Origin of the sequence: Kiloniella sp. (assembly GCF_048259265.1) — a bacterium.
Lineage (GTDB): Bacteria > Pseudomonadota > Alphaproteobacteria > Kiloniellales > Kiloniellaceae > Kiloniella.
In genome coordinates, this window is sequence record NZ_JBLXHT010000013.1 from 23,047 (window position 1) to 36,447 (window position 13,401).

14 protein-coding genes are annotated in these 13,401 nt (G+C 42.8%); 8 read left to right on the forward strand and 6 right to left on the reverse strand.

Annotated features, from left to right (window positions below):
• Positions 1-71 precede the first annotated feature (71 nt).
• Positions 72-920: an IclR family transcriptional regulator gene (locus ACN0QW_RS17205; protein WP_417433185.1), complete on the reverse strand. Its 849-nt coding sequence runs from the start codon at positions 918-920 to the stop codon at positions 72-74.
• Positions 921-1,354: 434 nt separating this feature from the next.
• Here ACN0QW_RS17205 and ACN0QW_RS17210 point away from each other — a divergent pair, with 434 nt between their 5' ends.
• From ACN0QW_RS17210 to ACN0QW_RS17230, 5 genes are all read left to right on the forward strand, one after another.
• Positions 1,355-2,968, forward strand: coding sequence for a peptide ABC transporter substrate-binding protein (locus tag ACN0QW_RS17210; RefSeq protein WP_417433187.1), 1,614 nt, complete (start codon positions 1,355-1,357; stop codon positions 2,966-2,968).
• Positions 2,969-3,031: 63 nt separating this feature from the next.
• Complete coding sequence (oppB, locus tag ACN0QW_RS17215; RefSeq protein WP_299376594.1) at positions 3,032-3,955, forward strand: oligopeptide ABC transporter permease OppB; 924 nt, start codon at positions 3,032-3,034, stop codon at positions 3,953-3,955.
• Between the two features lie 4 nt (positions 3,956-3,959).
• Positions 3,960-4,886: an ABC transporter permease subunit gene (locus ACN0QW_RS17220; RefSeq protein ID WP_417433189.1), complete on the forward strand. Its 927-nt coding sequence runs from the start codon at positions 3,960-3,962 to the stop codon at positions 4,884-4,886.
• Complete coding sequence (locus tag ACN0QW_RS17225) at positions 4,887-5,855, forward strand: oligopeptide/dipeptide ABC transporter ATP-binding protein (protein WP_417433191.1); 969 nt, start codon at positions 4,887-4,889, stop codon at positions 5,853-5,855.
• Positions 5,852-6,841, forward strand: a complete 990-nt coding sequence (locus ACN0QW_RS17230; RefSeq protein ID WP_417433193.1) for an oligopeptide/dipeptide ABC transporter ATP-binding protein — start codon at positions 5,852-5,854, stop codon at positions 6,839-6,841. The genes ACN0QW_RS17225 and ACN0QW_RS17230 overlap by 4 nt, the downstream gene beginning before the upstream one ends.
• Before the next feature lie 116 nt (positions 6,842-6,957).
• Here ACN0QW_RS17230 and ACN0QW_RS17235 read toward each other — a convergent pair whose 3' ends face one another.
• Entirely contained in the window at positions 6,958-8,058 is a 1,101-nt protein-coding gene (locus ACN0QW_RS17235; protein WP_299377417.1) for a 5-formyltetrahydrofolate cyclo-ligase, read from the reverse strand.
• Between the two features lie 316 nt (positions 8,059-8,374).
• Here ACN0QW_RS17235 and ACN0QW_RS17240 point away from each other — a divergent pair, with 316 nt between their 5' ends.
• Complete coding sequence (locus tag ACN0QW_RS17240; protein WP_417433195.1) at positions 8,375-8,671, forward strand: hypothetical protein; 297 nt, start codon at positions 8,375-8,377, stop codon at positions 8,669-8,671.
• Positions 8,672-8,726: 55 nt separating this feature from the next.
• Here the strand turns inward: ACN0QW_RS17240 and ACN0QW_RS17245 are convergent, their stop codons facing one another.
• Genes ACN0QW_RS17245 through ACN0QW_RS17260 form a run of 4 tightly spaced genes read right to left on the reverse strand, consistent with a single transcriptional unit; the run spans position 8,727 to position 11,391 of the window.
• Complete coding sequence (locus tag ACN0QW_RS17245) at positions 8,727-9,833, reverse strand: TonB family protein (RefSeq protein WP_417433196.1); 1,107 nt, start codon at positions 9,831-9,833, stop codon at positions 8,727-8,729.
• Between the two features lie 12 nt (positions 9,834-9,845).
• On the reverse strand, positions 9,846-10,274 hold the full coding sequence (locus ACN0QW_RS17250; protein WP_417433198.1) for an ExbD/TolR family protein: 429 nt from the start codon (positions 10,272-10,274) through the stop codon (positions 9,846-9,848).
• A complete protein-coding gene (locus ACN0QW_RS17255) occupies positions 10,271-10,687 on the reverse strand; it encodes an ExbD/TolR family protein (RefSeq protein ID WP_417433200.1) in 417 nt (138 codons plus the stop codon). The genes ACN0QW_RS17250 and ACN0QW_RS17255 overlap by 4 nt, the downstream gene beginning before the upstream one ends.
• A gap of 5 nt (positions 10,688-10,692) precedes the next feature.
• Positions 10,693-11,391 (reverse strand): MotA/TolQ/ExbB proton channel family protein, encoded by a 699-nt coding sequence (locus tag ACN0QW_RS17260; protein ID WP_417433202.1) that lies wholly within the window; start codon positions 11,389-11,391, stop codon positions 10,693-10,695.
• Positions 11,392-11,726: 335 nt separating this feature from the next.
• Here ACN0QW_RS17260 and ACN0QW_RS17265 point away from each other — a divergent pair, with 335 nt between their 5' ends.
• Positions 11,727-12,260 (forward strand): sigma-70 family RNA polymerase sigma factor, encoded by a 534-nt coding sequence (locus tag ACN0QW_RS17265; RefSeq protein WP_417433204.1) that lies wholly within the window; start codon positions 11,727-11,729, stop codon positions 12,258-12,260.
• A gap of 88 nt (positions 12,261-12,348) precedes the next feature.
• Positions 12,349-13,389 carry a FecR family protein gene (locus ACN0QW_RS17270; protein WP_417433206.1) on the forward strand — a complete coding sequence of 347 codons (1,041 nt, stop codon included), beginning with the start codon at positions 12,349-12,351 and terminating at the stop codon, positions 13,387-13,389.
• Positions 13,390-13,401 lie beyond the last annotated feature (12 nt).

Here is a 13,401-nt window from a genome sequence, read left to right on the forward strand (position 1 = left end):
TCCCAGATGCCAGCTCATGATCGAACAGGCATCCTTCGGGCACGGCTAGGCAGATAAATTTACAGAATTTTTTAGTTTGAAAGAGCCAGCGTGATGTTATGTGCTGTCTGACAAACAATGGGTGCTAATTTTTCTTCGACACTTTCCATTGTCCATGCCGGGCGCGTCACGCAAATGTTTACAGAACCAATTCCTTTGTGATCGGGGCCTAGAATAGGTGCTGCAATAGTTAACTCGCCAACAATACATTCCTGATTTGCCATGGCGTAGCCTTTGTTGAGGACGTCATCAATTTTGCGAAGGATTTCTTGCTTATCTATAATTGTGTGGCGCGTGATTGGTGTAAGATCAGAGCCATCAAGTAGGTCAGAGATTTCGTCTTGTGACAGGGTAGATAAGTAAGCGCGACCACTGGACGTACAGAACATTGGGGCGCGTCCGCCGACAATTGGATGTGCTATGTGAGAATTTGTACTGGCCAAGCGGGCGATATAAATCACATCCTGATCCATTGGTATACCAAGGTTAACGGCTTCTCCACTATTTTCCCTAGCTTGTAATAGATAGGGTGCCGCAATAGAGCTTATGGGATTTGACGCAAGATAAGAGTGAGAGAGGCCCAGTAATCGTGCTGCGGGTCGCATCCGACGACTGCTATCATCTCTTTCTAAAAAACCAAGTTCTACAAGGGTATAGCAAAAACGTTGAGCTGCTGATTTGCCGATTCCAGTAATTTCTGAAATTTCCTTGAGGCTTAAGGATTTTTTGTGCTGCCCAAAAGCCTGAAGAACAGAGAAAGCCTTTTCTACTGACCCCACAAAAAGAGGGTTATCGGTTTTTGGGTTGGCTTTTTGCATTAAAGAGCCGGGTTTTTTACTGGTGTTTTTTGCCTGAATTAATGGGCCACTGATGTTTGTCATTTTTTTTCTTTTTATAATTTTCTTTTGTTTAACTGGTAATCAAAAGAATGTCTTTGGTGCATTTAGCTATTGTTTTTCAGCTTCTTTGTACAACAAAAAAAATAAAAAACTTAATAACTTTCTTGTTCATTTCTCATTCTTTAACAAATGCTGCGACGTAATTTTCTCAAAGTACGCCATAAAAATCTTTGCAGGGATGTCATTTCTTGATACATAAGTAGTGGTATGAAGTAAATAGTATTGTTATTCAATACTTATGTGATTATCTTTGATGGCGTACAAGCCTTTGTTCTATCGGGGTTGAAGGCTGACTGAAATCAAAGGGTGAGCATTATTTTGTACATCGGTTTCGCCTTTTTAGGGCAACTGGACAGGAAGAATAAAAAAGGCCACGAAAACTGTGGACAAATTTAGAGGCTAGGGAGAAGTAGCTCATGAGAACAAAATTATTATTATCCGCTGCCCTCAGCGCGATGTTGGTGTTCCCCATTGTTTCTAGTGCAAAGACAATCAATGGCGAAAAACTAGCTGATGAACAGGTTTTTACTTATCGTTTGTTGGATGACATCAAATCATTTGATCCTCAAATTAATACCGATATAGAGGGGTCTGGTGTCATCCGTGATCTCTTTGAGGGATTAATGAATGAAGACGCCAAAGGCGAGCTTGTTCCCGGAACAGCAGAAGGTTACAGCGTCAGTGAAGATAAACTGACCTATACCTTTAACTTACGGGATGCCAAATGGTCTAACGGCGAAGCGTTAACGGCCCATGATTTTGTCTATGCCTGGCGTCGTTTGGTTGATCCAAGCACAGCATCTGAATATGCATGGTATATGGAATTGATGGGTGTCAAGAATGCGACTAAAGTCGTCAAAGGTGAGATTGCCCCAGATCAACTGGGTGTACGAGCGGTAGATGGCAAAACCTTTGAAGTGACGTTGGAAAAAGCAATTCCATATTTTGCTTCTATGACAGTGCACACATCAACTTTTCCTGTGTTGAAATCAGTTGTTGAAAAACATGGTGCAAGCTGGACCAAGCCAGAAAATATTGTTGGTAATGGCGCTTATGTTCTCAGCGAATATCGTTCTGGTGAGAAAGTCGTCCGCGAACGTAATACCAATTATTGGAATAATGAAAACACAATTATAGATAAGACCGTTGCCCTTGTTATCAATGATGAAAATCAGGCTTTGACCCGTTATCTTGCGGGAGAAGTGGACAAAACAAATATTCCGTCCGGTCAATATCCGCGTCTATCAAAAGAGTATCCAAAGCAAGCTGTATCCAATCCTTACTCCTGTTCATATATCTATTGGTTTAATGTTGGCGAGAAGGGACCTGAATCTCTAAAGGATGTTCGTGTTCGTAAGGCTTTGTCCTATGCAATTAACCGTGAAGTGATTACGGATCGTATTTTACAAGGTGGACAGTACCAGTCCTATAACTTTGCCCACCAAAAAACCGCAGGGTTCGACTTACCTGAAATCGATTATGCTGGCTGGACGCAAAAAGAGCGTGATGCAAAAGCAAAAGCCTTACTTGCCGAAGCTGGGTATGGTAAAGATAATCCCTTGAAACTGACTTTGAATTACAATACTTCAGAAACCCATAAAAAGGTGGCTATTGGGGTATCTCAGTTCTGGAAAAAGACCCTGGGTGTTGACTTGACCCTGTCAAATAACGAGTGGAAAATTCATACCACAAAACAACAGGCGGGTGAGTTTGAGGTAAGTCGCTATGCGTGGTGTGGTGATTATAACGAAGCCTCAACCTATTTGGATCTTTTGACTTCCTATTCAGGACATAATGTTTCTGGTTATTCGAACCCAGAGTACGATGAACTTATGGCGGAATCCAAAACCATGGAAAACCCAAACCCGAACTATGCCAAAGCTGAAAAGATTTTGGCCCGGGACATGCCATTCGCCCCAATTTACCAGTATACAGGTGCGATTATGCTTCAGCCAACACTGCGCGGCTGGCCTGTCGATAACTTGATGCAGACTTATTATTCCCGCAATCTTTATATTGTCGAGAAGTAATGCAATCGGGGTTCCTCATTCGGGGAACCCCTTTGTTACACCTGTCTCTGGTAACTAGTGATCATGTTGAATTTAGTACTTAAAAGGCTCGCGCTTGCGGTTCCGACGATCCTTATTCTAATCGTTTGTTCCTTCTTGCTGATGCACGCGGCACCGGGTGGCCCCTTTACAGCTGAACGGGCATTAACCCCTGAAATACTGGCAAACCTAGAAGCTAAGTATGGTTTAGACCAGCCGATCTACAAACAAATCCTTATTTATATACGGAATATCGTCTTTGACTTCGATTTCGGGCCATCCTTTATTTACAAAGATCGTACAGTAAATGAAGTCTTGGCACAGGGCTTTCCGATAACGCTTACCTATGGTTCTATTGCCTTTTTCTTTGCGGTAACAATCGGAGTTTCCCTTGGTGTTACTGCTGCGATCTACCAAAACTCACTTTTGGATTATTTTGCTGTGGGGATCACAATTGGGGCACAGGTTCTCCCGAATTTTGTGATGGCCCCCATACTTGTTTTGGTCTTTACGCTTTGGCTTGGCTGGCTGCCCGGTGGGGGATGGGATTATAGTGATCCTTCTTATCTGATAATGCCGGTAATCGCATTGGCGACAAGTTTTATGGCTTCGATTGCCCGTATAACACGCTCCTCCATGCTTGAGGTAATGAATGCCAACCACATTCGTACAGCGCGTTCCAAGGGGCTTCCCACATATCACATTGTATTGCGACATGCTTTAAAGCCAGCGATGCTTCCTGTTATTTCATATCTTGGGCCGACTTTTGTCACCATGATCACTGGGTCTGTTGTGGTGGACATGTTTTTCTCTACAGGAGGAATGGGGTTGTTCTTTGTGAACGCGGCCTTGAACAGAGATTACTCTGTGATGATGGGAATTACTATCCTTGTCGGAATTTTAACCATTTTCTTTAACTTGGTGGTCGACTTGCTTTACGCATGGATTGATCCAAAGATCCGGTTGTAGTGTGATGTTAATCAGAAAAGAAAAAATGGAAATGTTGGCCGAGACCTTGTCTGAGCAAGATGTGAAAGGCAGGTCTCTTTGGGCTGATGCACGTAAACGGTTTTTCCAGAATAAAGCGGCAGTCGCAGGGATGATTACCCTCGTTCTGGTGTTTCTTTTTGCATTTCTCGGTACTTATTTTACTAAGTTTACCAATGATGAGATTGATTTTATGGTCATTGGGCAAGTGCTCGAACTCGGTGGGCCATCCATTGAAAGTGGGCATTATTTTGGTACAGATGACCTTGGGCGTGATCTCTTTGCCCGGGTTGTTCAGGGAACGCAGATTTCGTTAATGGTCGGTGTGGTCGGGGCAGCTATCGCTGTTATTGCTGGAACGCTTTACGGTGCCACGGCTGGTTATGTCGGGGGTAAAGTAGATAACATCATGATGCGGATCGTCGATATTCTTATGGCGGTACCGTACATGTTTGTGATTATCCTGTTGTTGGTCATATTTGGCCGTTCGATCTCAATGCTTTTTGTCGGGATTGGTCTTTTATCCTGGCTGGAAATGTCCCGCATTGTGCGGGGCCAGACACTGTCTATTAAAAACAAAGAATTCATCGAAGCAGCACAGGCAACCGGTGTTCCGGGTTTCTTGATTATTGTTCGGCATATTGTTCCTAATCTCATGGGGGTTGTCGCCGTATATGCCACGCTTCTTGTACCATTAATGATTTTGACGGAAAGTTTCATATCGTTCCTTGGTCTCGGTGTTCAGGAACCTGATACATCTTGGGGAGCGTTGATTTTTGAAGGTGCAGGGACCATGCAATATGGAACCCTCTGGCAGCTTGCTTTTCCCCTGTTTTTCTTCGTTATAACGCTTTTTGCTTTCTTCTTTGTGGGCGATGGTTTGCGTGATGCTCTGGATCCAAAGGATAGATAAATGTCGTTATTAGAAGTTGAAAATCTATCCGTTAAGTTTAAGACAAATGACGGAATTGTTAGTGCTGTTAATGATGTCAGTTTCTCTATGGATGCCGGTAAAACATTGGCCATTGTTGGTGAAAGTGGCTCGGGAAAAAGCCAGACAGCCTTTTCTATATTAGGTCTGCTTGCGCCAAATGGTATATCTACTGGATCTGTAAAGTTTGCTGGCAAGCAAATTCTCAATGCGCCCCTTAAAGAATTGAATAAGGTTCGCGCAGAAGAGATTGCGATTGTCTTTCAAGATCCCATGACCTCTTTAAATCCTTATATGCGGGTTTCAGAGCAAATGGCCGAGGTATTGATCTATCATCAAGGGCTGTCAAAGGCAGAGGCTTTTAAGCAATCTGTTGCCATGCTAGATGCGGTGAAAATTCCAGATGCTAAACGTCGAGCTAGGTTGTACCCGCACGAATTTTCCGGGGGGATGCGTCAAAGGGTTATGATCGCGATGTCGCTGTTGTGTCGCCCTAAGCTTTTGATTGCGGATGAACCAACAACAGCATTAGATGTGACGGTTCAGGCCCAGATTATGGATCTTTTTGCTGATATCCAAAAAGAATTTGGGATGGGGGTCGTTCTTATTACCCATGATCTTGGTGTTGTGGCAGGTTTTTGCGAAGAAGTACTTGTTCTTTACGGAGGACGCGTAATGGAGCAGGGACCTGTCGATCCCGTCTTTGAAGAGCCATCACACCCTTATACCCAGGGGTTATTGAGGGCTATTCCAAGGATCGATAAAAAAAGTGACGCTCTGGATACCATACCTGGCAGCCCTCCAAACATGTTATTGCCACCAAAGGGGTGTCCCTTTGTCGCCCGTTGTAAACACGCGGATGATATCTGCGGAGCAATACTGCCTGACTTGTGTGAATTCACGACGGACCGCCTAAGGGCGTGCCATCAACCGATGGAGAAATTGGTATGACGGCACCATTGTTAAAAGTCGAAGATCTACGGGTAACTTTTAGGTTAAAATCAGAAGGTGATATGCCGTGGATCAAGCAAAAACGACTTCATGCTGTTGGTGGGGTAGATTTTGAGCTTAAACAAGGCGAAACATTAGGGATTGTTGGTGAGTCCGGGTGTGGGAAATCAACATTGGCACGTGCCTTAATCCGTATGGTGAATGCCCAAGGCCGTGTTGTTTGGATGGGAAAAGAAGAACTTCTGGGGTTAAGTAAGCGCCAGATGATGAAGTATCGCTCTGAAATTCAGATGGTTTTTCAAGATCCCTTGGCTTCCCTTAATCCCCGGAAAACAGTTGGAGAAATTATTGCAGAGCCTCTTAGAACTCATAATCCTTCTTTGTCAAAGAAAGAGATTGTTGCCGATGTTAAAGCGATGATGGAAAAGGTTAGTCTGTTGCCTAACCAGATCAATCGTTATCCTCATGAGTTTTCTGGTGGGCAGTGTCAAAGAATTGGAATTGCCCGGGCCCTAATCGTTAAACCTAAAATGATTATCTGTGACGAACCTGTTTCGGCACTGGATGTTTCCATTCAGGCACAGGTGATTAACCTGTTAATGGATCTACAAAAGGAAATGGGTCTATCACTGGTATTTATTGCGCATGATTTGAGCGTGGTAAAACACATCTCAAACAGAGTGATGGTACTTTATCTCGGTAAGGTAATGGAAATTGCTGATAGAGATGATTTATATGATAACCCTAAACACCCATATACACAGGCATTGATTTCAGCCGTTCCTGTTCCTGACCCCAAAATTGAACGTAACAAAGAGACGATTTTGTTGGAAGGGGACTTGCCTAGTCCGTTGGACCCACCTTCGGGTTGTGTTTTTAGGACCCGTTGTCCAAAGGCCACTGATCTCTGTGCACAAGAAATCCCGTTACTAAAGCAGGATACCGAGGGTAATTCCCATATGGTGGCGTGCCATTTCAGTGATTGAAGTTCGGGTTGTTGGTGACAAAAGATCTTTGTGTGAAGGCCTCTGGTGATGGGGAGATATCCTTATCACCAGAGCCATCAATAATAATGAATAATCTTATACTTTTTACAGATAATCTATGAGCTTGTGAGTTTCTTTATGATCTCTTCGTAAGTATCCAGCATATTCTGTAAATCCAGAGCTACCTCATTGTCTTCAACTCTAGGTAGAATGTCTTGAAGCATTTGTACGCTTTGATGATGAATGCTTTTAAGGTGAACGAGGGCTTGATCTGGGCTGGCAAGATGGGGAGAAACCTTTGCCTTGGTCATAGGTTTGTCTGAACTTTGATCCTGTCCTAGCCTGTTTATATGCTGTGAGAGCATCTGGCTGATCTTGTTTTTAGCATCAGAAATCTGTGTCAGCGAGTGATTGGACAATTGGCCGTCAGATTGCTTGGAAAGATAGGTAATGATTTTTAATCCTTCCAGTTCGTATTCTAGAAAATCATTCAAGAGAACGATTAATTCAGATTGGCTTTTATACCCTAGATACACAGGATCAACTTCGTGCATAAAGCAGGGGGGGGATGAATAGTTATCGAGGTTGTCTGTGTCAGTTGGTATTCGTTGATTTGGTTTTTTGAATATAGAGCAGCCCTTTTCTGTCACGATAGCGTCCAGGGGAATATCATGTGGTTGGGGATAGATCGTCTCTAGATGCCCAGACGAATAGCCTACGCCGATGGACAAGGGGCGTGTGCTAAGGGATGCTAGTGTACGGTCAAAGTAACCACCTCCATAGCCTAGGCGATAGCCTTCGTTATCGAACCCTACCAATGGTACAAGCGCAATTGTTGGGGTGACAAGAATACGTTCTTCGGGCATTGGAATATCCCAAATGCCACGTACCATTTTCATTCCAGGGTGCCACGCCCAAAATTCTAATGGCTGGTTTTTCTCTACAACAACGGGTAGGGCCGCTGTAGCTCCGTTTTCGAGAGAATCCCTAACCAAATCCAAAAAGTTGATTTCGCCTTCAAAGGGCCAGCAGAAACAAATACAGGCTTTCTTTAATAGTTCTGGTTTTTGTAATTCAGGGAAATTATGACGAAGGTGATCACTAACTATTTTTCTTGTGTTTGTTCTTTGGGAAACCGAGAGCTCTTTGCGTAGCGATCGCAACTCTAATCGCTTGGTTTTTCGCCAATTTTGAACTGTTTTCCAGTCATTCGTCATGATGTGTTCTCCTTTGGTTACTGAAAACGTCCGGATTTAAGGATTTACCTAAATTTTTTCACTCAGAGTCAAATCTTATTGTATCGAATGAGCGCCTTTTGATTTTACTGAAAGAGCAGCTTTTCAGATCAATCTGCGACCTATTGAAATGTTTTGTTCTATGAGAGCTTCGTATTATGATTTATTAACGTTAGGAAGACCAGATAACAGGGGGGTATCAAAGGGTTCTTGAGGAATGGGGGAGACACAATCTTCTTTTGTTTTAAATAATTTTACCTATATTACTTTTATAAGTTTTTTGTGGTTGGTTTTGGCTATGGCTCATTCATCAATAACATCAGGTAATTCAAAAGCTTTTATTGTTACTTCCGTTGATAAGCTTTATCGTTCTGAGAGCTTTCGACAAGGCTACGATGATTATCGACGCGGTCTTCCCTTTCTTTATCCAAAGAAGGGAAAAGGGCCCAACGCTGGACAAAAAAGTTCTGAACAAGCTTATGAGACCGGGCGTCAGTTTGCGGCCTGGTTGGGAGAGAGCTTTTATCAATCTAATTTAATCTGTTTGAGGACTAAATTCTCAGAAGCGATAAAGTCAAAAACTGTTGTTTTATAATTACATAAACAAAATTTCTTTTGTCTTTCATTAAGAGAGTTTAGTCCGTTTAATCTCAATTTTTTAAGTTAAAATGAACAGGGATTTGACGGGTCATTTGTGGCTCTGTAATACTCGCAGGAAATTGTGGAAAGGGAGCTGACTTTTCGATCATTTTTATCGCAGCTTGATCCAAAAGAGGAAATCCTGAACTTTTTAGTACTTGATAGCTTTCGACTTTTCCAGAGGCAAGCAAAGTAAGTTCTACGAGGGTTACGCCCTGCATTTGCCGACGTTTTGCTTTCCGTGGGTAACGTTTGTTCCGTGCCAGTCGTATTTGTACCGCTTTCCAATAATCACCCGTGGCTTTTTGTCCTGCACCACTATTACGATTTTGTTGGCTGCTGCTACCTGTATTTGCACTTTTTGTCGAAGTAATGCCTTTTTGCCCGGATGATCGTTGATTATCATTCGTGAGGCCGCTATTCGTAGCCTCGACAGCTTCTTTATCGCTTCCTGTGTCCGCCTGTTCTTTCGGCTGTGGTGTCGATGTCTTTTGGGGGGCGGGCTTTTCCTTTACTTTCTGCTTTTGTTGTGTCTGTTCTGGTTGCTTATAGACAGGGGGCTTTGGTTTAGGTTTTGGCTTTTGAGCCTTTGCAGTAATGGGGGTGGGTTCTGCTTTAGATTTCTGATCAATAACGGTCTCGGCGACGTCAGTTTGTGAAGGTACTGGTTCAGGTGGTGTTTTCGGTTCCGGTATCGTATTTGTTATCGTGTCTTTTGGTATCTCTGGTGCTTCTTTGGGCACAGGAACGATGGTTTCTGTTTGTGGTTCGGGAACGTAATCTTCTTCAACAACCTCTGTTTCTTTGGGAATATCCGGGATAAGGTCATTATGTTCAACCTTTTCGACTGGTTGCGTTATCTCTGGTGTTGTTTGAGCTTCTTTCTGATTGGTTGCTTCTGGATTATTTTTCGAGATAGTCTCTCCGAAAGCGGCGGCTTCTGCACCCGGTGCTGAAGATAGGGAGACAACGATACTGCCCCCGTCGTTACCGTCTTCGAAACCTGCGTGTTGTGTGTGGTTAACTATCAAGCCCGTAATAGTTAGCCCACATAGAAGAAATAGGCCAAAGGTGGTAAGAAGCTTTTCAAACAAGCCATTGCGTATGGTTAGCTCCACGATCGTACCTTCTTAACGTATAGTTGCCAGTGCAACCTGTTCGATTTTCATTTCTTTCAACAGGGAAAGTATTTTAATGACGTCCGTTGTGTTTGTTGATTGATCTGAACGAATGGTTATCGGACGGATGCGAGGGTGCTGCGGCGTTGTGATTTGGCCATCGTTGCGATTGTATTTTTTTTGAATAACCGTTTTCAGTTTCTCGAATTTAACTTCTTGATCCTCAACCATAATTTGGCCGAGTGCTGATATGTGGATAATTAATGGCGTTTCCTGTTTAGGGATATCGGCCTGTGCCTTTAACGGTGTGATGTTAAAAGGTAGTGTTTTTTGAAGTGAACCTGCGATCATGAAAAATATCAGCAACAGAAATACAACATTGATCATTGGCAATGTGCTTTCCGTTAATTCAGATGTATTTTCGTTTTGCCTTATTTTCATGGTTTTGCATGCTCAACCAAGGTTAGATCAAGCAGCCCCAATGCCTTGAGATCCTGAAGAAAGTCGAGAGTGTCCTGCATTTCTACCCCATCGTCGACAGAGATAAATACTTTGATTACATCTAGGGGAGAGGTTTGTGTTGTGACTAACTGATCCAAATCACTTTGGCTGATTGTTTTCGCGCCATGCTTGATCGTACCATTTTGAAGAAGAGATAGTCGGATTGTTTCTTTCGGTGCTGAAGAAGGTGGTGCTGTACTTGTTTTGTGTTCTTGGCCTTGAACACTAAGTTCTCGCCAATCCAGAAAACTGGACGCGAGCATAAAAAAGATCAGCAGGATAAAGACTACGTCAATCAAGGGGGTCAAACTGATCGCAGGCAATTTATCTGTGTTTTCAGCACTCAGGCGCATAACGTTTATTCGGCCGCAAGGTTAACAGTATTGTTAATAGTATTTGGCTTTAGACTGTGAATATGTAACCCGGTCATAACAGCTGTACCTGTTTCTTCCAGCCGACGTGTTGTTTTCTGGATAACACTGTTGAGCCAGATTTGTGCTGCAGTTGTCGGAATAGCGACCACCAGACCAATGGCAGTTGTCAATAAAGCCAACCATATACCCCCGGATAGAATAGCGGGGTCAACCTGATTACCTGCAGCTTCCATCTGCCGGAAAGCATCTATCATGCCCAATACAGTCCCAAGTAACCCCATGAGAGGGCTGAGAGCTGCAACAGCACCAATAAAGCGAATACCGGATTTAAGGCGTTCTAGGACGCCAAGAGAGAGTTGTTCCATCTCTGTTTCAAGGGTTTTGTCATTCAAACCCACAGTTTGGGCACGTTCCAGTCCCAATGTAACCAGTTGAACCGCTGGGTGGTGTAAGTTTTCCAATGTACGAATGGCTTCGGGAATTTCTCCTTCCCTTAGGTGAACACGTGCCTGTTTCAATGATTTGGTCTGCCAAAGTCCTGAGCGCCAAAAAACAATAACCTTATAGAAAGTTACAACTGCAGCTGATACTGCCATACAGGCAAGAACCCAACCCACAGCACCGGCTGCATCAATTACTTCTATTAGAGACCAAAGGGCCTCAGTTTCCGTAGTTTGCAACATGGATTTCACTCGGTTTTAAGGTTAAAAGAACTTTTGCGACTCTAAATAATAGTGATACTCATTATCACACAAGTTAATTAAAGCAATAGAATTCCTTGTTTTTCGGGAGTAAATTTTATTTTTTTTATGTCGTATGTATATGAGATAATTTCTGTAAGGCATTGATAAAGTTAACTTTAAGTGAGAAATGAAAATAATATAATAATTCTTATTTTGAAAATTTTCAAACCACAGAAAAATAAACTACAACCTCAGAGTGTTTGACATTGATATGTATTTTTTTGTAATTGAAAGTCATTCGCAATTAATGTGTGTTTTCGCTTCAGGTTAAATTTATGAGTTCTATTGTCCACCAACATGACCTGTTGCAGCTTTTTATGCTTCATCGAAAAGAATTGCTTGGTTATGCAAATTCGATTGTTGGGGAACGGCATGCTGCAGAAGATGTGGTGCAAGATGCTTATTTTCGTGTGATTGGGGTGGAAAAAAGAAAACAGGATGATGTGATACGGAAAGAGCCGGTTGGGTACCTTTATCAAATTATCCGAAATTTATGTTTGGATATCTTGCGTAAAAAAACACGAGAAAATTCGTATATTCGAGAAGAAGATTTATCAATTATTTTACCCAACACAGGGGAAATTTCACCTGAACAACATGCCGGCGCACGTCAAGAGTTGGTCGTTCTGCGTCTGGCGTTAAATGAACTACCAGAAAAAACAAGACTTGCCTTTGAGCTCCATCGCTTTTCTGGCCTAAAGCTGGCGGATATTGCTGACCAACTTGAAGTCTCGTTGGGCACGGCTCATTCCATGGTGGCGAGCGCTTTAGAGCACTGTAAAGAAAGCATAAAAAGACAAACAGAATAAAAGTAATAAAAAGAAAATTTGAAAAAACAATGCGTTAATGCGTTGTATCTATAAGGCCTTATACAGCCATAGCAGATCAAGAGAGAGCATGACAGACGAACTACTGATTCCCAACAAAGCAAGCGAGTGGATCGTATTATTGAATGACGATCCCGATAACCTGTCTTTGCAACGGGATTTTCAGTCATGGCATGAAAAAGATATAAAGCACCGAGAAGATTGGAAAGAGGTTTCGCAAACATGGCATTTATTGGGAATTGTTGGGCCTTCTTTTGAACTGAAATCGCCTGCTAAAAAGGTTTCCCAATCAGATTCCCTTATAAACCAGAAACTTAGTAAGAGAGCTACAATTTCTTCTTCTTCTTCTGGTCATTTGCCATATTCTGCGAAAGCTGGTTTCGCGCGCAGAGTTACCCGTGCCGTAGGTTTTATGACCCTGGCTTTGGTTATCGTTTTTTCACTTCCGCAATTTTCGTATCACGTTAAATACTTTGGGGCTGATTTCGTAAACAGTAAGCCAGAAGTACGAGTGCTGGATTTGGAGGATGGTAGTCGTGTTACTCTTGCCCCAGAAACGGCAATCGATGTAAAGCTTAGCGAGAAAGAAAGACGGATCACCATTTTATCCGGGGCTGCTTTTTTTGAGGTAAGTAAAAATAAAACCCGTCCCTTTATTGTGGAAAAAGAGAACATACAGACAAAGGTTCTTGGAACGGCATTTCTTGTTGATGAACAGGATACGGGGGTTCGTGTGGCTGTCACCGAAGGACTGGTCCAGGTCAATCACATGAAGCAGGATACTGTTTCTGTTCAGCTAAAGCCTGGTGAGAGTGTCGCGTTTTTAAGTAGCCATGATTATAAGCTTTCTAAGCGTCCTATAGATGATATTGCGGCATGGCGAGCAGGGTACTTGAAAGTCCGTGACCAACCGCTCGGTTCTGTGGTTGATCAGATTGATCACTTTTTCAACGGGCATATATTTATTTCTAATACCGACGTTCGCGAGAAGCGTTTGACTGGTGTTTTTAAATTAGATCAGCCACGTAAAAGCCTTCGTGGAATTGCTAGTTTACACGGGCTGGAAGTAACCGAGGTTTCCCCCTGGGTAATTATTTTATCAAAAAAATAAAAAAAATTTGAA